16 protein-coding genes and 1 pseudogene are annotated in these 18,681 nt (G+C 64.4%); 10 read left to right on the top strand and 7 right to left on the bottom strand.

Annotated features, from left to right (window positions below; genetic code table 11):
* The first annotated feature begins 16 nt into the window (after positions 1-16).
* From yidD to blaOXA, 3 genes are all read left to right on the top strand, one after another.
* Positions 17-391 (top strand): membrane protein insertion efficiency factor YidD, encoded by a 375-nt coding sequence (gene yidD, locus AU465_RS02650; protein WP_192243781.1) that lies wholly within the window; start codon positions 17-19, stop codon positions 389-391.
* A gap of 95 nt (positions 392-486) precedes the next feature.
* On the top strand, positions 487-693 hold the full coding sequence (locus AU465_RS02645; RefSeq protein WP_192243779.1) for a hypothetical protein: 207 nt from the start codon (positions 487-489) through the stop codon (positions 691-693).
* A gap of 143 nt (positions 694-836) precedes the next feature.
* Positions 837-1,646, top strand: a complete 810-nt coding sequence (gene blaOXA, locus AU465_RS02640) for a class D beta-lactamase (protein ID WP_192243777.1) — start codon at positions 837-839, stop codon at positions 1,644-1,646.
* A 6-nt stretch (positions 1,647-1,652) separates the two neighbouring features.
* Here the strand turns inward: blaOXA and AU465_RS02635 are convergent, their stop codons facing one another.
* Positions 1,653-2,489: an SAM-dependent methyltransferase gene (locus AU465_RS02635; protein ID WP_192243775.1), complete on the bottom strand. Its 837-nt coding sequence runs from the start codon at positions 2,487-2,489 to the stop codon at positions 1,653-1,655.
* Positions 2,490-2,726: 237 nt separating this feature from the next.
* Here AU465_RS02635 and thrS point away from each other — a divergent pair, with 237 nt between their 5' ends.
* Both thrS and AU465_RS02625 read left to right on the top strand, forming a co-directional pair.
* The gene (gene thrS / locus AU465_RS02630; RefSeq protein ID WP_192243773.1) at positions 2,727-4,700 is read left to right on the top strand and encodes a threonine--tRNA ligase; all 1,974 of its coding nucleotides are present in this window, start codon (positions 2,727-2,729) and stop codon (positions 4,698-4,700) included.
* Positions 4,701-4,785: 85 nt separating this feature from the next.
* Positions 4,786-5,727, top strand: a complete 942-nt coding sequence (locus tag AU465_RS02625; protein WP_192243771.1) for a lysophospholipid acyltransferase family protein — start codon at positions 4,786-4,788, stop codon at positions 5,725-5,727.
* Positions 5,728-5,782: 55 nt separating this feature from the next.
* Here the strand turns inward: AU465_RS02625 and AU465_RS02620 are convergent, their stop codons facing one another.
* Positions 5,783-6,748: an RgsD C-terminal domain-containing protein gene (locus AU465_RS02620; protein ID WP_192243769.1), complete on the bottom strand. Its 966-nt coding sequence runs from the start codon at positions 6,746-6,748 to the stop codon at positions 5,783-5,785.
* Positions 6,749-6,910: 162 nt separating this feature from the next.
* On the opposite strand from AU465_RS02620, the gene AU465_RS02615 reads away from it, so the two are divergent.
* Entirely contained in the window at positions 6,911-7,495 is a 585-nt protein-coding gene (locus AU465_RS02615) for a nitroreductase family protein (RefSeq protein WP_192243767.1), read from the top strand.
* Between the two features lie 48 nt (positions 7,496-7,543).
* Here AU465_RS02615 and AU465_RS02610 read toward each other — a convergent pair whose 3' ends face one another.
* Positions 7,544-8,269, bottom strand: a complete 726-nt coding sequence (locus AU465_RS02610; protein WP_192243765.1) for a TetR/AcrR family transcriptional regulator — start codon at positions 8,267-8,269, stop codon at positions 7,544-7,546.
* Positions 8,270-8,411: 142 nt separating this feature from the next.
* On the opposite strand from AU465_RS02610, the gene AU465_RS02605 reads away from it, so the two are divergent.
* Positions 8,412-9,086: a methyltransferase family protein gene (locus AU465_RS02605; protein WP_192243763.1), complete on the top strand. Its 675-nt coding sequence runs from the start codon at positions 8,412-8,414 to the stop codon at positions 9,084-9,086.
* Positions 9,087-9,090: 4 nt separating this feature from the next.
* On the opposite strand, the gene AU465_RS02600 is transcribed toward AU465_RS02605, so the two are convergent.
* Together AU465_RS02600 and AU465_RS02595 are read right to left on the bottom strand one after the other, a co-directional pair.
* Complete coding sequence (locus tag AU465_RS02600) at positions 9,091-9,972, bottom strand: HpcH/HpaI aldolase/citrate lyase family protein (protein ID WP_192243760.1); 882 nt, start codon at positions 9,970-9,972, stop codon at positions 9,091-9,093.
* Positions 9,972-10,430: pseudogene (locus AU465_RS02595) on the bottom strand (MaoC family dehydratase); the annotation flags it as partial. The pseudogene AU465_RS02595 and the gene AU465_RS02600, both read right to left, overlap by 1 nt.
* A gap of 147 nt (positions 10,431-10,577) precedes the next feature.
* Here AU465_RS02595 and AU465_RS02590 point away from each other — a divergent pair.
* A complete protein-coding gene (locus AU465_RS02590; RefSeq protein ID WP_192243756.1) occupies positions 10,578-11,699 on the top strand; it encodes a DUF2336 domain-containing protein in 1,122 nt (373 codons plus the stop codon).
* 150 nt (positions 11,700-11,849) lie between these two features.
* On the opposite strand, the gene AU465_RS02585 is transcribed toward AU465_RS02590, so the two are convergent.
* On the bottom strand, positions 11,850-13,916 hold the full coding sequence (locus AU465_RS02585) for an FUSC family protein (RefSeq protein ID WP_192243753.1): 2,067 nt from the start codon (positions 13,914-13,916) through the stop codon (positions 11,850-11,852).
* Between the two features lie 42 nt (positions 13,917-13,958).
* Positions 13,959-16,013: a DNA topoisomerase IV subunit B gene (gene parE, locus AU465_RS02580; RefSeq protein ID WP_192243751.1), complete on the bottom strand. Its 2,055-nt coding sequence runs from the start codon at positions 16,011-16,013 to the stop codon at positions 13,959-13,961.
* A 253-nt stretch (positions 16,014-16,266) separates the two neighbouring features.
* Between parE and cpaB the strand changes: the two genes are divergently transcribed.
* A complete protein-coding gene (cpaB, locus tag AU465_RS02575) occupies positions 16,267-17,205 on the top strand; it encodes a Flp pilus assembly protein CpaB (RefSeq protein WP_192243749.1) in 939 nt (312 codons plus the stop codon).
* A gap of 82 nt (positions 17,206-17,287) precedes the next feature.
* On the top strand, positions 17,288-18,679 hold the full coding sequence (locus AU465_RS02570) for a type II and III secretion system protein family protein (RefSeq protein ID WP_246505818.1): 1,392 nt from the start codon (positions 17,288-17,290) through the stop codon (positions 18,677-18,679).
* Positions 18,680-18,681 lie beyond the last annotated feature (2 nt).

Raw genomic sequence — 18,681 nt, 5'->3', positions numbered from 1 at the left:
CTGCGGAGAAGTGCGGGTGGCCGACCATTCAGGACATGCGCATGGCGTCCGGCCGGTCCGGCATGGGCGCAACTGGCAGGGACCCTGGCGCAAGACGCCGGGGCGTGTCCTCGGCACGTCGCTCGTGCGCCTCTATCAGCTGACGCTTTCCGGCTTCGTCGGCAACAGCTGCCGGCATCTGCCGACCTGTTCCGAATATGCGTATGAGGCGGTTGCCCGCCATGGCCTGTGGGCCGGCGGGTGGATGGCGCTGTTCCGGGTATCGCGCTGCGGGCCGTTCGGGACGCATGGCATCGATCGCGTGCCGGAGACGCTCGCCCAGCGCCATGTCTGGTTCATGCCGTGGCGCTACTGGCAGATCGGCAGGAAACGCGACGAATCGGACACCTGACGGCGAAACACCGCTCGACCGACAGTAGGCCGGAAACGGGTGGCGACGCTCTCACGCTGAAACGACACTGGAGCCTCGGAACATGAGGTGTTTCCATGATGTCGCTGTTTCTGGCCATTCACGTCCATCCCGGCAAACGAGGTGATGGACTGCTTCCGGAGTTCCTCGGGCTTGCGTCGCCGCCACGCGGTGTGCCGAAGACGATGACTGAAAATCCTGCCTTCAGTGCTGCGGAGCCGACGGCCACCACCAAGCCCGATCCTCAGATACGCAGACCCGCCCGAAAACCGGTCGTCCTGTAGCCCCGGTGCATCGAAATCGGCTCGGGTTTTAACGGTCTGGTAGGGTTAACGCCAGCCTGCACAAACACTGCGAATTTGAAACAAAATCGAGACAAGACGCCTCGCTAAGCCGCTCCCGTAATCCCTTTCAGGAGTGAGCTTCGATGCGCCAGATGGACCGCTACCCGTTCTTTATTGCCGTTATTCTGTTCCTTCTGGCCTGGATGCTCGGCCTGCCGATGCGGGCGCAATCGGCGCCGCTCGAGGACATCCACTGCACACTGATCCAGGATCAGGCAAGTGGCGCGACGCTCTATCAGGACGGCGTCTGCGACCAGCGCGTCAGTCCGGCATCCACCTTCAAGGTGCCTCTGGCGCTGATCGGCTACGATTCCGCAATCCTGAGCGACCAGCACACGCCGAGCTGGGACTACAGGCCCGAATTCAACGCGGTGAAGCGCGACCGCAAGACCGTCGACCCGACGATCTGGGAACGCGATTCCATCATCTGGTATTCGCGCGAGATCACCCGCCGGCTCGGCACGAAAAGTTTCGCCGGCTATGTATCGAAATTCGGCTACGGCAATGCGGACGTCTCAGGCAGCGCCGGCAAGAATGATGGCCTTACCAATTCCTGGGTGGATTCCTCACTTGAAATCTCGCCGGTCGAACAAACGGCCTTCCTGCGCCGGCTGCTTGCCGGCAAAATGCCGGTCTCGGCCAAGGCGCATGAGATGACGAAAGCGATCATCCCGAGCTTCAAGGCCGGCGGCTGGACGGTGCAAGGCAAGACCGGCAGCACGGTGCGAGACAAGAACAAGCGGTCGCTCGGCTGGTTCGTCGGCTGGGCCGAGAAGGATGGCCGCCGCATCGTGTTCGCCCGGCTGGTTGTCGAAACCAAGCGCGGCGACATGCCGAAGGGGCTCGCGACGCGGGCGGCCTTCCTGAAGGATCTGCCGCAACTGGTGAAGTGAAGCCGTTCAAAAGTTCCGGCGGGCGCGCAGGATGTGCCCGCCGGAATTGCCACGGCCAGCGTCAGGGGCTCTGCCAAGACGGTCGGCGACAGCGCCACTCTCGAGATCCTCGATTTCGTCGAAGCCGAGCTCGTTGAGTGATTTCGCCAGCTGGCCGGGATCAAAGAAGCTGATCCAAGGCTCGCCGATGGATGCGACGCGTGCGGCATGGAAGGCAAGCGTCGCCCGTCCCGCCACATCGCGGTTCTCAGCCGGTTCGCTGTAGTCGAAGACGACCTCGGAGCCGGGGGTGCCCGCAATGTAGGACAACGTGCCGAAGATCGCTTGCCGAGTGAGATAAGCCACCACTCCAAGCCAAATGAAGAAACTCGCCTCGGTCGGCTTGAGACCGGCCGACGACAGTTCTTCCGACAGAAGCTGGCGCTCGAAATTCACCGGCACAAATGTGGCGCAGCGCGGCTCCGCGAGACCGGCGCCGGCGATGAGCCGGCGCTTCCAGGCTTGCGTTGCCGGGTGGTCGACCTCGAACACCGCAAGATCCGGGTATGGATTGCGCAGCGAGAATGTATCAAGTCCGGCGCCGAGCACCACGACTTGCCGGACACCGCGCCGCACCGCTGCCGCCAGCCAATCCTCGGCGAGGCGAGCGCGCGCCGCAACGAACAGGCGCATGCGGCGGCCATGCCCGTCTTCCTGCTCGAGTTCCTGCGCGCCAGGCGCGGCTTCGCCCAGAATTGCTGCCGCGTAGGGATCGCGAAACAGCGCGGCCTGCGGTGACAACTGATGCAGCGCCCGCAAGCGTGCGACGCGAAGGGCGGTTCGGCTGGGTGTGGCGTCTTCCATTCCGGTCATCCAAAACTGTCCCGGGATTGTTCGCAAGCCTTCGCGACCGGCCTGCGACATCGCTGGAGACATTTCCTGACGGGCCGCTCTTTACCTGAGGCGACGCTGCCTCTAAAACCGCGCCCGCTGGCCATCGTCCATGTGATTGGTGCCTCCGGCTAACCCTCTGCATGCTCCAGCACGCGACATGCATTTCACCACCCGCGCTCGTTTGCGGGACTGGATAGGAGAACTCTGATGCTGAATTCCGTTTCCCTGACATTTCCCGATGGCTCCGTCCGCGAATACGACGCGGCGGTGACCGGCGCCGGTCTTGCCGAATCGATCTCGAAGTCGCTGGCCAAGAAAGCCGTGGCCTATGCGATCGACGGCACCATCCGCGACCTTTCCGATCCGCTCGGCAAGTCCGGCAAGGTCGAGATCATCACCCGCGAGGATCCGCGTGCGATGGAGCTCATCCGCCACGATGCGGCGCATGTGCTGGCCGAGGCCGTGCAGGAATTGTGGCCGGGAACGCAGGTGACCATCGGGCCGGTGATCGAGAACGGGTTCTACTACGATTTCGCGCGCAACGAGCCGTTCACGCCGGACGATTTCCCGGCGATCGAGAAGAAGATGCGCGAGATCATTGCCCGCAACAAGCCGTTCACCAAGGAAGTCTGGTCGCGCGACAAGGCGAAGAAGGTGTTCGCCGACAAGGGCGAGCGCTACAAGGTCGAGCTGATCGACGCCATCCCTGAGGACCAGGACATCAAGATCTACGCGCAGGGCGACTGGTTCGACCTTTGCCGCGGCCCGCACATGGCTTCGACCGGGCAGATCGGCAATGCCTTCAAGCTGATGAAGGTTGCAGGCGCCTACTGGCGCGGCGATTCCAACAACCCTATGCTGACGCGCATCTACGGCACGGCCTTTGCCGACCAGGCGCAGCTCGAGGCCTATCAGACGCTGCTCGAGGAGGCCGAAAAGCGTGACCACCGCAAACTCGGCCGCGAGATGGACCTGTTCCATTTCCAGGAAGAAGGGCCGGGCGTCGTCTTCTGGCACGCCAAGGGCTGGAAGATGTTCCAGAACCTGGTCAACTACATGCGCCGCCGCCTCGACGAGCACGGCTACCAGGAAGTCAACGCGCCGCAGGTGCTGGACAAGAGCCTGTGGGAGACGTCGGGACACTGGGGCTGGTATCGCGACTCCATGTTCAAGGTCACGGTCGCCGGCGACGACACCGACGACGAGCGTATCTTTGCGCTGAAGCCGATGAACTGCCCCGGCCATGTGCAGATCTTCAAGCATGGGTTGAAGTCCTATCGCGAACTGCCCGTAAAGCTTGCGGAGTTCGGCAATGTGCATCGCTACGAGCCATCGGGCGCGCTGCACGGGCTGATGCGCGTGCGCGGCTTCACGCAGGACGACGCGCATGTCTTCTGCACCGAGGAGCAGCTCGCCGCGGAATGCCTGCGCATCAACGACCTGATCCTGTCGACCTATGCCGATTTCGGCTTCGATGAGGTCGCCGTGAAGCTGTCGACGCGACCAGACAAGCGCGTCGGCACCGACGAGGCCTGGGACCATGCCGAGGCGATCATGAGCAATGTGCTGGAGACGATCCGCACGCGCTCCGGCAACCGCATCAAGATCTCGATCAATCCGGGCGAGGGCGCCTTCTACGGGCCGAAGTTCGAATATGTGCTGAAGGATGCCATCGGCCGCGAATGGCAGTGCGGCACCACGCAGGTCGATTTCAACCTGCCGGAGCGTTTCGGCGCCTTCTATATCGGCTCGGATTCGGAGAAGAAGCAGCCGGTCATGGTGCACCGCGCGGTGTGCGGCTCGATGGAGCGCTTCCTCGGCATCCTGATCGAGAACTACTCCGGCCACTTTCCGCTGTGGTTCGCGCCGCTGCAGGTGGTGGTGGCGACGATCACCTCCGATGCCGATGACTACGCGAGGAAGGTTGTCGAGCGGCTGAAGGCCGCGGGCCTGCTGGCCGAAGCCGATCTGCGCAACGAGAAGATCAACTACAAGGTGCGCGAGCATTCGCTGGCCAAGGTTCCGGTCATTCTCGTCTGCGGCAAGCGGGAGGCGGAAGAGGAAACCGTCAACATCCGCCGGCTCGGCTCCCGCGACCAGGAATCGCTAAAGCTCGCCGATGCGGTGAAATTGCTGGCCGACGAGGCGGTCTCGCCGGATCGCAAGCGCCGCGCGGCCTGAGTTTTCCCGTACTCCGTGCGATGGCGGTGGAGCGATCCACCGCCATTTTCACATGCCTGTCACGCCAACCCTGTAACGAGCCGCCATGCTCAAGCTGAAACTGCGGGAAAGGCCGTTTCCCGAGCTCTCCTACGCCAACCAGCATCAGCCGGCGCTGACGCGGTGGTTCATCCATTCCGTCGAGGGCCTGTCGGGCCGCGACCGCTTTGCCGCGCTCTATGATTTCTGGCGGCGCCAGGTTGCTCCAACCGGCGAACGCGTGTTCAGCCGCATGCTGGAGCTGATCGACGTCAAGGTGCGCAACGCCGGCCATTGGCCGCCGGCGAGTTTGCCGGACACGCCGCTGGTGATCGTCGCCAACCATCCGTTCGGCATCGGCGACGGCATTGCCGTGCTGTCTCTCGTTGAGCAGCTCGGCCGTCCGTTCCGGGTCATGATTCACAAGGATCTGCTCAGGATCCGCGAGATGGAGCCCTATTCGCTGCCGATCGATTTTTCCGAGACCAAGGACGCGCTGAAAAACAACATGGCGGTGCGCCATGAGGCGGTGCGGCTGTTGAAGGAAGACGTCACCATTGTCGTCTTCCCGGCCGGAGGCGTCGCGACGGCGCCAAAGGGGGTCGGCTGCGCTATCGACCTGCCGTGGAAGATGTTCCCGGCCAAGCTCATCCAGGAGGCCAGGGCCTCGGTTATCCCGATGCATTTCTCCGGCCAGAACGGCCGCCTGTTCCATCTCGTCAGCGGTCCGATGAACATGGCCGAGCGCGACAACCGCGTGGCGAAATTCGTCGGCAAGGCGTCGCTGACGCTGCGCACGTCGTTGCTCATCCGCGAGTTCGCCCGGCTGTCCGGCAGGGCGATCGAGGTGCGCATCGGCGAGGTGCTGAGGTGGGACGAACTTGAGCCACTGCGCGACCGCAAGGCGCTGCTCGACCGGCTCTATCGCAGCGTCTTCGATCTCACGCCGCCGTCTGCGCCGCGTGGGCGTGTGCCGTTTCTCCCCAGGCGGATGCGCAAGGCCGCTTGACGCTATTTTTGGCAGTTCCGGACGGAAAATCGCTGGCACTTTTCCTGGAATTGCCTCAGTCGGCGCCTTCCTCCGGATCGATAGCGGACGATTCGTTGGCCACGACCTCGATCTCCTGGTTCTGGCCGGCCACCACCGTGAAATCCTTCTGGTAGATGCGATCGCGGTTCTTGGCGATGATGGTGTATTGGCCCTCAGCCAGCACCATCGAGGCGAAGGCGCCGACGGCTTCCTTGATCGGATCGCCGGATTCGTTGAGCAGCGACCAGGAGGTGTCGGCGATGGCTTCGCCGCCAGGCTCGCGCACCAGCTTCATCGTCATCTCGGCCGCGCGGTGCTCGACGGTGGCCTCGGTCAGCTTGCCGGCCTCGACGCGGATGTCGGAGCGGATCACGGCGTTGACCGCGCCGTAAGTGGAGACGACGTGGTAAGTGCCCGCATTCAGCCTCACCACCGTGTTCGGCTCGACATCGGGGGCGATCAGAGCGCGGTCTCCATTGGGCTCGGCCTGGCTTTCATAGATCGAGAAGCGGAGCTTCTTCGGCGGGATATGCGCGCCGCCCGACGTCACCGCGTCGAGCTTCAAGCCGCCGGCATCGAGGACGAGGCTCTCGCGCTTGGCGTCCTTGCCAACGGTGATGCGCTTGGTGGCGCCGGCGCGGCCATAGGAGGCATGGACAAGATAGCTGCCGGGGTCGAGTTGGAACACCGCCGTGCCGCCATGCGCGGACGCGACCATCGGCAGCTTGCCGTCGCTGGTGGGCTCGGGCTTGAACACGCGCCAGACGATACCGCGGGTGATGTCGGTGCCCTTGTCTGTCAGTTGCGCAGAAAGGGTGATGGCGCCGCCGCTGCCGATCGCCAGCGACCTTTCGCTCTTCGGCGTCGCATAGCTCGAAATGCCAGGGAGCTTGATGTCGCCGACATCGTTGGCGTTCTGGGCCAGCGCGAAGGAAACCGGCACCGCGAACAGCGCGGCGACCAGCCCAACCACGAAAAGGCGCAGAGTCCCCTCAAACATGCCTTGCGTTGAAGCCCAAGGCGGTGGCAATTTCAAGGCTCAAGAGCGCGCCGCGTTGCCTCAGCGCTCTTTATCCGGTGCTTTCCGCGCCATTGCCCGAGCCGCCCGACCTCCCGATGGCGCGCTTCAGCTCAAAATTGAATGCTTAGGAGACTTGCGCCCATGGCGTCGCCGATCATCGACTTCCTGCTGACCCGCAATTCCGCGCCTATACCCGACCTCAAGGAACCGGCGCCGAGCGACGCGGAGATCGCCACGATGATCGCCGCTGCCTCGCGAGTGCCGGACCATGGCCGGCTCGAGCCCTGGCGGTTCATCCTCTACCGCGGCGAAGCGCGGGTCGCGATCGGCAGGAAGCTCGCGGCTCTTGCCGAGCAGCGCGAGGGGCCGCTGCCCGAGGGGCGGCGCAACCAGGAGCTGGCGCGCTTCTCGCGCGCGCCGCTGGTGATCGGCGTCGTGTCGGTGCCGAGGGAGAACCCGAAGATCCCACAATGGGAGATGTTCCTGTCGGGCGGCATGGCGGCTATGAATCTGATGATCGCTGCCAACGCGCTGGGCTATGGCACCAACATGATCAGCAACTGGTATTCCGACGTTGCGGAGGGCAGGGCGATCCTTGGGCTGTCGCCGCAGGAGCGCGTCATCGGCTTCGTCCATATCGGCTCATACCAGGGGCCGGCACCCGAGCGGCCGCGGCCCGATCCGGCGAAGCTTTACGCCGATTACACGGGACCTTGGGCGGGATGAAGCAATCTAGAGGCGCCGCAAAGGGGCGCGGCCTGGTTCGCGATCCTTCTAGGGCGGCGCGACCGCGATGACGGAAGGGTTGGAGCGGCGCGCCGTCATGACAGCGCGCACATAGCCAGGCTCGCCGATCCGGATGCTGCCGTCGGGAAGCCCGAGAATGCGGTCGAGGGCGGTCTCGTAGAGCCTGACACGCTTCTCGAGGGCTTCAATAGCGATCTCCATGTCGGCATCGCTGCCGCTGGCGAAGGCCTTGGCGATGACGTCGTGCGTGGCCATCCCGAATTGCATGACGATGTCGGCGACGCCTTCCGGGTCGAATGTGCGAAACGTGCCATCCTCGAGGCCTTGCCGGATGGTTTCGACCAGCACAGGCGAAAACGACGCGCTGGCCGCCAGATTGATGCGATGGAACAGCACCAGGTTTTCCGGCCGGAACAGCGTTTCGAACAGCGCCCAGGCTTCCGCCGCGGTTTCGATCTTGGCCTGCCGTGATTTTGCCAGGAGCGCATTCAGTCGACCCAGCGGGTCGAGGGCCGGATCGGCGACAATGTCCTCAACGCCGGCGAGCGCCTGTTTCGCAAAGCGCTCCGCCAACGCTTCCAACAGCGCCTCCTTGGAAGGAAAGTAGTGGTAGAAAGCGCCCTTCGAGATGCCGGCAGCGGCAATCACGTCATTGAGGCTCGCCTTGTCGTAGCCATGCGTCAGGAACAGGGCCTGGGCATGGTCGAGCAGTTCTTCTCGCCTGAGTTCCGGGTGCTTGACGATACGGGGCATGGCGAAACCTTCTGCACGCAGCGGCCGTTCCCGTCCAGATGCCGACAGATCACCGCTTGAGCAATAGACCATTGGTCGGTATAATAGACCAATGGTCGGTTTTTGACCAATAGCGGCGGGGCATGTCACGGAAGGATGGGTCATGGTCGCGAAATTGGTTGTCCAGACATTCCTGTGGTTCGGCTTCATGGGCGCGCTGCTTTTCGTGTCCGCCGGAACGCTGCATTGGCCGGGAGCCTGGGTCTATCTCGTGCTGATGGTAGGGCTCAGCCTCACCCTGGGTGTCGCGCTGGCCCGGCGCGATCCGGGGCTTATGAATGAGCGGCTCAGCCCACCGATCCAGAAGAACCAGACCGCTGCCGACAAGATCCTGCTCTCCATACTGCTCATCGCCATCTTTGCCTGGCAGATCCTGATGGGTCTCGACTTCCGCTACGCTTGGTCGGCGGTTCCGGCCTGGGTTCAGGCGGTCGGCGCGATCGTCCTGCTGCTCGGAATCTGGATCTGCTACCTGACGATGATGGAGAACAGCTTTGCGGCGCCTGTCGTGAAGATCCAGGACGAGCGCGGCCAGAAGGTGATCACCACCGCCCCTTACAGCTATGTCCGACATCCGATGTATGCCGGCGCCATCCTGTTTTTCGCCGGCACGGCGTTGCTGCTCGGCTCCTGGTGGGGACTTCTGTCGGTCGTCGCCTTCATCGTTCTGCTCGCCATTCGCACCTTCATCGAAGAAAAAACGCTGCGAGCCGGCCTGCGCGGCTATGACGACTATGCGGCGAACGTCCGCTACCGGCTTATCCCGATGGTCTGGTAGCGGTTCAGGCGGAAATCCCCGCCGCTTTGGCACGTGCCAGCAGCCGTTGGGCGAGCCGCAGATGCGGCCGGTCATACATCTTGCCGTCGATGCCGACGACGCCGGGATTTCCCGCCGCCGCGAAAGCGTTGACGATCGCCTGCGATCGCTCGACTGCCTCGGCCGACGGCGTGAAGGCGGCGTTGATGACCGGGACCTGCGCCGGATGGATCGCCATCTTGCCGGTGAAGCCGTCGCGTTCGGCCTCCCTGCATTCGGCCTCGAAAGCCGCCATGTCGCGGAAATCCGGAAACACCGTGTCGATCGCGGCGACTTCCGCCGCGCCCGCCGCCAGGATGGTCATGGCGCGCGCCAGGCGGAAGACGTCGGTGTAGCGGCCGCTCTCGTCGCGCGCCGAACGCGCGCCGATCGCTGCCGACAGGTCCTCCGCGCCCCAGGTCAGGCCGGCGAGGCGCGCGCTTGCCCCGGCATAGCTCGCCGCCGCCAGCACGCCGGCCGCAGTTTCGGTGATGATCGGCAGGATCCTTATGCCGCCGTCCGGCAGACCGCTTTCGGCTTCATGCACTCTAAGCTTGGCCGCCAGCTGCTGGACGTCCTGTCCGCCGTTCGACTTCGGCAGCATGATGCCGTCGGGTTCCACCGGGACGAGGGCCGCGAGGTCATCGTCGGTCACACCGGTCGTCAGATCGTTGACCCGCACATAGATGGCGGAGCTGGCTTGCCGCCGGTGGCCAGCGATGAAGCTCGCCGCGACCGCGCGTGCTGCCGCCTTGTTGGCGGCGGCGACCGAATCCTCGAGGTCGACGATGACCACGTCGGCGCCGGCGCCAAAGCCCTTTTCCAGCTTGCGCTCGGAATCGCCGGGCACGAAGAGCAGCGAGCGCATCAGGCTGCCTTCTTCATCATCATCGCCTGCCTTGTGCATTTGGCGACAAGAACATCGTCCTGATTGTAGGCGCGATGCTCGAACTCGACGATGCCGCGATCGGGTTTGGACTTGGACTCGCGCACCGAAACGACCGTTGTCTCGACCCGGATCGTGTCGCCGTGGAAGACCGGGTGCGGGAAGACGGTCTCCTTCATGCCGAGATTGGCGACGGTGGTGCCGACGGTGATGTCGTTCACCGAAATGCCGATCGTCAGGCCGAGCGTGAACAGCGAATTGACGAGCGGCTTGCCCCATTCGCTCTTCGCGGCGAAGTCGAAATCGATGTGCAGCGGCTGCGGGTTCAGCGTCATCACCGAAAACAGCATGTTGTCGCTTTCGGTGACGGTCTTGCGCAGCGTGTGCCGGAAGACATGGCCGACGACGAACTCTTCCAAATAAAGCCCGGCCATGGTCGATCTCCTCCGCTTATCCTTGCTTGATAGGCGTTGGTCGCGGCTCCATCAAGCCGGTTAAGAAACATGGTGAACCGTTCGTAAACCATTTCCAGCCTACCGTTCACAACGGGGCCGGGGAACGCTCCGGCAAGGGCGTAGCTGGTCGGCATGATTGTTTCGCATTTTCTAAAATGGATTGATACGGCAAGGGTTTCCGAGCGCGCCGCCGCCGCGAGCGCGCTGGCCCGCGCCTACATAAATTCCGACCTGCCGTTCGAGGATCGCTGCGCCGCCGAGGCGGCGCTCACGCTGCTGCTCGACGACGTCTCCGCCAAGGTTCGACATTCGCTCGCCGAAGCGCTGTCGATGAGCCACCACGCGCCGCCGCAGGTGATCGCAGCACTTGCCTCCGACCAACCGGAAGTGGCGGCGCTGGTGCTGGCGCGTTCGCCTTTGCTTACCGATGCCGACCTCATCGACCGTGTCGCCTGCGGCCAGAAGGCCACCCAGAAGCTCATAGCCAACCGCCCCGTCGTCTCGATGCCGCTTGCGGCCGCGATCGCTGAAATCGGCGAGCCGGAAGCCTGCGCCACGCTCGTTGCCAATGGCGGCGCCGACATCGCGTCGCTGAGCTTCCGCCGCATGGCCGAGCGGCACGGCCACCTGCCGCTGGTGCGCGAGGCGCTGATCGCCGATGCGCGCCTGCCCGCCGATTGCCGGCACATGCTTTTGGTCAAGCTCGGCGAGACGCTGAAAGGCTCGCCGCTGGTGCTGGCGCTGATGGGCGCCACCCGCGCCGACCGGGTGATGCGCGACGCCTGCGTGAAGGCTTCGGTGACGTTGATCGATGGCACGCGTGGCGAAGAGCACGCGGCGCTGATCGAGCACCTGCGGCTGCGCGGCGATCTCACCGCGGGCTTCATCATCCGCACCATCGCGCATGGCAAGGTCGACTTCTTCGGCTCGACGCTGGTAGCACTTGCCCAGCAGTCCGAGCAGCGGGTGAGGGCGCTGCTGGCCGGCGGGCACGACGTGGCGCTGCAGGCGCTGTTCCGCAGCGCCGGCCTCGCCGCCGTCACCCACGGCATCATCCTGCGGGCGCTGAAGGTCTGGCGTGAGGTAGCCAACGGCAAACGCGTCGCCGGGGTGCAGGAAGTGAGCTGGCTGATGCTGAAGGAACTCGGCGGGCAATCGGCCGAGGGCGACTTGGCCGGGCTGGTCAAGTCGATCCATCTCGACGCGCTGCGCGAGAACGCGCGCGGGCATGCGCTGGCCATCGCGGCGGCTTAGGGCATGTCGGTATTCAGGTGAGGCCGGCCTGCAAATGGCGGCTTCCTGCGCTTCCGGTGCTCACGTACGCAAAAGTACGCTCCGCTCCGGTTCTCGGAAGCCACCATTTTCGACACGACCTGACCTGAATCTCGACACGCCCTGTGCTGTCTAGGCGCGGCCTTTCGCGAAGAAATCCGGATAGTCCTCCATCGCTGCGGCGATGATGCGCAGCGAGGCGGCGATCAGCAGCATTTCGGGCCGGTCGCTGCGATCGGCGATGCTGGCCGCGTATTGCCTCGCCACGGCAACGGTCGACGTCTGCGGCTCGCCATGTCTCCTGAACAGCAATTCCCGCGCCAGGCCGCGCAGGAAATTGCCGAGCGATTCCATCGTTTCGTGCGGGATCGCGGAATTCAGCTGCGCACCGCGCAGCCGCAGCACTTCTAGCCCAACGGTGACGGCTGCGATGCTGCCGCCCAAGGTGGGATCGCCCTTCCTGCCTGTCTGCTGCAGCTGCGGCATCAACTGGTTGATCCGGTCATAGGCCAGGCTTTCGAAGGCCGAACGGCGGGGGATGCGTTCGTGCAGGCAAAGGCGCGCCAGGTCCTCGCGCATCGCCTGCGAGATGCGCTCCACGGTGACCCAAGGATTGGCCGGCAGCACGATGATGAAGACGCCGATGGCAATCAGGATGCCGACCAGGATCGACGCCGATCCGGCGAAAAACGGGCCTGGATCATAGGTCATCAGCTGGTGCGGGCTGAGGAAAGCGAGGAAGTTGATGGCGAAGGCGGTGGCGACGCCGACATGGCGCGGATTGGCCATGCCGAGCGCCGCCGGCACCATGATCGGCACGACAAAGAGCGTGAACCAGCCGAAGCCGGGCAGCGCCGGCAAGGCGACCTGGCCGACAAGGAAGGCGAAGGGCAGCGCGAGCAGCGTTCCCGTGAAGAAACCCCAAGCGGACTGGACCGGATCGGGGCGCGCTGCGAACAGGCTGGAAACGACGGCGACGAGGATGACGGTGCCCGCGGCCTCCGACCATTTGGTCGTGAGCCAGAAGGCCGCCACCAGAAGCGTGGCGAGTGCGGCGCGCACGGCGTTGCGCCAGGCGGCATGGTAGTCGCGATGCACCACGAGCGCCGGCTGCTGTCGTTCACGGGACGGTCTCGAAACAGGCGAGCGGAGCGCATCGAGGCCACGCATTACCTGCTTCAGCGCCTCCGCGAAATCAGCGGCGATGGTGAGGCGGGTGATGGTGCCGACCCGATCTTCATCAGGGCTTGCGGGCGCCGTCGGCGCCTCCCGCGCCTTGCTCGCGATCGCGTCGAGCCGCGCCACCCAGGGGTCGGTGTCGTCAAGCGCGCCGGGCGTCGCCGCCAATTCGCCGACCAAAGTCTTCAACTCGCTGCGCACGGGGATGAGAGCCGCGTTCTTGGGCGCGGCATGGGTGTGCAGCGCGCGGGCCGCCGAGAGCGCCCATAGGAGCTGCCCGATCGTGCGCCGGACCGGATGGGCGCGCGTGGCGAAGCTCGGCGCCTCCAGCCGCGCATAGGTGCGCATCTCGGCAAGCGTCTGGGCGTCGCTGATCAGCTTGCGCTGCAGGGCTGCAAGGCCAGCCGGATCGCCGCCGGAAAAGGCGCCTGAGGCATAGTCGGCGAGATCGAGAATGCTGCGCTTCAATCTCGAAATGATGGCGTCCGCAGCCAGCCTCGGCAGGATCAGCCGGCTGGTGACGCCGGCGCAGACGATGCCAAGCACGATTTCGGCGCAGCGCGCGATGGCGAGATCGACGACGAGATGCGGCTGCCCGAACGCCGGCAGGCTGATGATCATCGCGGTGTAGCCGGCAAGAGCCGCACCATAGGCCTCCGGATTGCGCAGCAGCGAGGAGACGAGCGTGCAGACGCCGATCCATAGCGCCAGCACCGTCAGCAGCAACCAGGGATTGGTGCCGAAGAGCGATGTGATGCCGATCGCCGCCAGGCCGCCGGCCAGCGTGCCGAGCAGCCGGTAGAAGCCCTTCGCCAGCACCATGCCGGCGACCGGCTGCCCGACGATGAACACCGTCATCATCGCCCATTGCGGATGGTCGAGTTTCAGGGCGTATGCGGCAAGCAGCGCGATGAGCCCGGCCGAAACGGTGCGCAGGGCAAATATCCAGTCCGAGCGCGTCGGCTGCGTCAGTCCATCCAACGGTATCTCGACAAGCTCTCTCAGCCGCGTCCAGGTCACATACAAGTCTCCATACCGGAGTTGTTATGGAGCAGTCCGCGTTCAGATATCCAGCACGTCGGCCTCAGCGAATTCGGCGCGTTCCTGGATGAAGCGGAAGCGCGCCTCGGGCTTGGTGCCCATCAGCGCGTCGACGGCATCCTTGGTCGCCTGCTCGGCGTCGATCACGTCGACCCTGAGCAGCGTGCGCTTCCTCGGGTCCATCGTGGTTTCCTTGAGCTGCGAGGCCATCATCTCGCCAAGGCCCTTGAAGCGGCCGATCTCGACCTTGCCGCGCCCAGTGAATTCGGTGCGCAGCAATTCGTCCTTGTGAGCGTCGTCGCGCGCATAGGCAACCTTGCCGCCCTGCCGGATCGAGTACAGCGGCGGCACGGCCATGTAGAGATGGCCGCCGCGGATCAGGTTCGGCATCTCCTGATAGAAGAAGGTGATCAAGAGCGAAGCAATGTGCGCGCCGTCGACGTCGGCGTCGGTCATGATGATCACGCGGTCGTAGCGCAGGTCCTCGTCGCGGTATTTCGAACGCGTGCCGCAGCCGAGCGCCTGGATCAGGTCGGAGATCTGCTGGTTGGCGCCGAGCTTGTCGTTGCCGGCGCTGGCGACGTTGAGGATCTTGCCGCGCAGCGGCAGCACCGCCTGGCTGGCGCGGTCGCGCGCTTGCTTGGCCGAGCCGCCGGCCGAGTCGCCTTCGACGATGAAGAGCTCGGCGCCGGCGGCGGCGTTCTGGGTGCAGTCGGCGAGCTTGCCCGGAAGGCGCAGCTTGCGCACCGCGCTCTTGCGCGAGACTTCCTTCTCCTGGCGGCGCCGCACGCGTTCGTCTGCGCGCGCTATGACCCACTCCAGGAGCTTCGAGGCTTCCTGCGGATTGTCGGCCAGCCAGTGGTCGAACGGATCGCGGATGGCGGTTTCAACGATGCGCATCGCCTCGATGGTCGCCAGCCTGTCCTTGGTCTGGCCGACGAATTCCGGCTCGCGGATGAACACCGACAGCATGCCGGCGGCGGAAATCATCACGTCCTCGGTGGTGATGATCGAGGCACGCTTGTTGCCGATGAGATCGGCATAGCTGCGCAGCCCGCGCGTCAGCACATTGCGGAAGCCAGCCTCATGCGTGCCGCCCTCGGCGGTGGGAATCGTGTTGCAGTAGGAGTTGAGGAAGCCGTCGCCGCCGAACCAGGTCACGGCCCATTCCAGCGAGCCGTGGCCGCCTTGCTTGTCGCTTTTCCCCGCAAAGACCTCGCGCGTGACCTGGAACTCGTCGCCGAGCGTTGCCTTGAGATAGTCCTTCAAACCGCCCGGGAAATGGAACTCGGCCTTGGCCGGCGTCTGGTCCTTTTCCTTGATCAGCGACGGATCGCAGGTCCAGCGGATCTGGACGCCCCCGAACAGATAGGCTTTCGAGCGTGTCATGCGGTAGAGCCGCGCCGGCTCGAAGGCGGCGCCCTTGCCGAAGATCTGCTCGTCGGGATGGAAGCGGGTCCTGGTGCCGCGGCGGTTGTGCACCTCGCCGAGGTGCTCCAGACCGCTTACCGGAATGCCACGCGAGAATCTCTGCCGATAAAGCTGCCGGCCGCGCGCGACCTCGACCTCGAGGTGGTCGGACAGCGCATTGACGACCGAAACGCCGACGCCGTGCAGACCGCCGGAGGTCTCGTAGACCTTGGAGTCGAACTTGCCGCCGGAATGCAGCGTCGTCATGATGACTTCGAGCGCAGGTTTCTTGAATTTCGGATGCGGATCGACCGGGATGCCCCGGCCATTGTCGGTGACCGTCAGGAAGCCGTCGGCCGAAAGCTCGACGTCGATGAAGGTCGCATGGCCGGCGACCGCCTCGTCCATCGAGTTGTCGATGACCTCGGCGAACAGGTGATGCATCGCCTTGTCGTCGGTGCCGCCGATATACATGCCCGGACGGCGCCGCACCGGTTCCAGCCCCTCCAGCACCTCGATGTCGGCGGCGCTGTAGCTCTCGCTGCCGTCACGGGCGGCGGCCGAGCGCTTCGCCGCCTGAACCAGCGGATCAGCCGGGCGCGAGGGCGCGCGCACTTGCTGGGGCTGCTTTTCCGGGTTGCCGAAAAGATCGCTGGTGTCGTCCATGCTGGCCATTAAGTCCGGTACTGCGAATCACTCCTCGATACTGCCACGCTTTTGGCGGGCGAACGAGTTCCTGTTCCGTTCAGGGATCAAAGTCTCTCTTATTCTAAAACCATTCGATAACCAAGCCGCCGGAAATAGGGCGGTCTCCATACCTTTGGATTCCTGATTCTTTAACATTAACGCCTAGCGTGAGCTCAACGACAAAAGACCACGGGGCGTCAGGGGTTTCGTTGTGAGGGGCAGGGCCATAACCATGATCGGCATCGCCGCCGTTTTCGGCGCGATCTCGATCTTTGCCGCGGATTTCTGGGTTAAAAGCCAGGCGAAAGCCGAATCCGAGCAGAAAGTGGCGTCGATCGTTGCGCCGCAAGAGCCCAAGGTCGAGTTCAAGACCATCGTGGTGGCGAGCGCGCCGCTGCGCTACGGCGTGCAGCTCGACCGCTCGCAACTCACCGAAATCCCGTGGCCGCAGGATTCCCTGCCGCAAGGCGCCTTCCCGACCATCGACAAGCTGCTTGCCGAAGGCAGCCGCGTCGTGTTGTCGCCGATTGAGGTCAACGAGCCGGTGCTGCTCACCAAGCTGTCGGGGCCGAACGGCCGCGCGACGCTTTCCAACATGCTGTCGCCAGGCATGCGGGCCGTCACCATCCGCACCGACGAGATCGCGGGCGTCGGCGGCTTCATCACGCCGGGCGACCGGGTCGACGTCGTGCTGACGCGCGACGCCGGCGAAATCCAGGAAGTGTCCAAGAACGCCCAAGGGGCAGCCGGCTCGACGGTCACGTCCGAAATCGTCGTTTCCGACGCCAAGGTGCTTTCGGTCGGGCAGGGCGCGGACGAACGCAAGACCGAGCCGCAGATCGCCAATTCCGTGACCCTCGAGGTGACGAACGAAGGGGCGCAGAAAGTCGCGCTCGCCCGCACCGTCGGCACCTTGTCGCTGTCTTTGCGTTCCGCCGCCGACGCCAGCGCCAGCAGCAATGGGCTCACCACCATTTCCTCCTTTGGCGGTTCGGTTGCCGCGAACGCAGACGCAAGCGCCGCGTCGCTGGTCAATGCGGTGGCGAAGGAGCCGGAAGAGCCAAAGTTCAAGACGGTGATCGTGTCGCGCGGCGAAAAGGTCGAGGAATACAAGGTTCCTTCCAAGCAAGCCGAGGGAGGCGTCGTTCCTGCCAAGGAACAAGAACAATAGCCGGTGGGGATCGGCCGGGGACGGGACAATGCCTGTGTTGAATAAATATCGGACAACGAGAGGGCTGCGCCTTCTGCGTGCAATGGCGGCGGGCGCCTTCCTGGCCGCCGGAATACTTGCCTTTGGGGCACCGGCCCAGGCAAATAACGACGTCGTCTACGTCTCGGCGACCAGGAATGCCTCGATCAAAGTCGCCAAGGGCAAGCCCAAGACGATCATGACGAGCGCCGCCTTCTACCAGATCGTCATCGGCGATCCGGAGATCGCCAACGTCAACCCGCTGACCGACAAGTCCTTCTATGTGCTGGGCAACAATCTCGGCACCACCGGCATCGCGCTGTTCGACCAGAACAAGCAGCTCGTCGGCACCATCGACGTCGAGGTGACGCTGGATACCGACCAGTTGGCCAACACCATCCGCGCCAGCGTGCCGGATGCCGACATCAAGGTCGGATCGGCCAACGGCCGCGTGGTGCTGTCGGGCCAGGCCGATGACGCGGTTGCGGCCGACAAGGCGAGCAAGATCGCGTCGCGCTTTTCCGGCAACGAGGAAGTGATCAACTCGGTCAACATCTCGTCCTCGCAGCAGGTCCAGCTCAATGTCCGTTTCGTCGAGATCAACCGCCAGGCGGGACAGGATCTCGGCGCCAAATACGGGGCCAATTTTGCCTTCGGCATCGGCGGCCGCGACGTCGTCATCGATCCAGGCACCGTGCCGACGGCCGGCACCGGCGAGATCATCGGCCGCTTGCTCTCCAACGGTGTTTCGATCGACATCGCGATCAAGGCGCTGGAAGAGCGCGGCCTCGCCCGGCGGCTGGCCGAGCCGAACCTGATCGCTCGTTCCGGCCAGACCGCGAGCTTCCTTGCCGGCGGCGAGTTCCCGATCCCGGTTTCCGAGGACAACGGCAAAATCAGCGTCACCTACAAGAAATACGGCGTTGGCCTCGATTTCACGCCGACCGTGCTCAAGGACGGGCTGGTCAGCCTGGATATCGCGCCGGAAGTGTCCTCGATCGACACCTCCGCCTCCATCGAAGTCAGCAGCGGCATTTCCATTCCGGCCTTCATCGTGCGTCGCGCCAAGACATCGGTCGACCTGAAGAACGGCCAGAGCTTCATGATCGCAGGCCTTTTGCAGTCGCAGAACGACATCACGACCTCGCGACTGCCGGGGCTCGGCAAGCTGCCGGTGCTGGGTTCGCTGTTCTCCTCGAAGTCCTATCAGCGGCGCGAGACCGACCTGGTGATCATCGTCACGCCTTACCTGGTCAAGCCGGTCGACCCGTCGAAGAAGATGGTTGAGCCCAGCGACGGAACGCGGCCGGCAAGCAGCGCCGACTACTTCCTGAACAACACCGAGGAAGTGAGCGCCTCGTCGCCCAAGCGCCCGCTGGCCTTGGCCGACGGCAGCGCGGCGCGTCCCGTGGCCGCCACGACCTCCGGCCACTTCCTCGATCTGCCGAAGGACTGAGC

It is taken from the genome of Mesorhizobium silamurunense, assembly GCF_014843905.1.
In the GTDB taxonomy this organism is placed as follows: Bacteria; Pseudomonadota; Alphaproteobacteria; order Rhizobiales; family Rhizobiaceae; genus Mesorhizobium; species Mesorhizobium silamurunense.
The sequence above is the reverse complement of the archived record's forward strand: the minus strand, read 5'-3'. Positions and strand labels throughout refer to the sequence as shown.

Coding starts and splice junctions, on each gene's coding strand:
- AU465_RS02645 (WP_192243779.1), top strand. CDS start 487: ATGATGTCGCTGTTTCTGGCCATTCACGTCCATCCCGGCAAACGAGGT.
- blaOXA (WP_192243777.1), top strand. CDS start 837: ATGCGCCAGATGGACCGCTACCCGTTCTTTATTGCCGTTATTCTGTTC.
- AU465_RS02635 (WP_192243775.1), bottom strand. CDS start 2,489: ATGGAAGACGCCACACCCAGCCGAACCGCCCTTCGCGTCGCACGCTTG.
- thrS (WP_192243773.1), top strand. CDS start 2,727: ATGCTGAATTCCGTTTCCCTGACATTTCCCGATGGCTCCGTCCGCGAA.
- AU465_RS02625 (WP_192243771.1), top strand. CDS start 4,786: ATGCTCAAGCTGAAACTGCGGGAAAGGCCGTTTCCCGAGCTCTCCTAC.
- AU465_RS02620 (WP_192243769.1), bottom strand. CDS start 6,748: ATGTTTGAGGGGACTCTGCGCCTTTTCGTGGTTGGGCTGGTCGCCGCG.
- AU465_RS02615 (WP_192243767.1), top strand. CDS start 6,911: ATGGCGTCGCCGATCATCGACTTCCTGCTGACCCGCAATTCCGCGCCT.
- AU465_RS02610 (WP_192243765.1), bottom strand. CDS start 8,269: ATGCCCCGTATCGTCAAGCACCCGGAACTCAGGCGAGAAGAACTGCTC.
- AU465_RS02605 (WP_192243763.1), top strand. CDS start 8,412: ATGGTCGCGAAATTGGTTGTCCAGACATTCCTGTGGTTCGGCTTCATG.
- AU465_RS02600 (WP_192243760.1), bottom strand. CDS start 9,972: ATGCGCTCGCTGCTCTTCGTGCCCGGCGATTCCGAGCGCAAGCTGGAA.
- AU465_RS02590 (WP_192243756.1), top strand. CDS start 10,578: ATGATTGTTTCGCATTTTCTAAAATGGATTGATACGGCAAGGGTTTCC.
- parE (WP_192243751.1), bottom strand. CDS start 16,013: ATGGACGACACCAGCGATCTTTTCGGCAACCCGGAAAAGCAGCCCCAG.
- cpaB (WP_192243749.1), top strand. CDS start 16,267: ATGATCGGCATCGCCGCCGTTTTCGGCGCGATCTCGATCTTTGCCGCG.
- AU465_RS02570 (WP_246505818.1), top strand. CDS start 17,288: ATGGCGGCGGGCGCCTTCCTGGCCGCCGGAATACTTGCCTTTGGGGCA.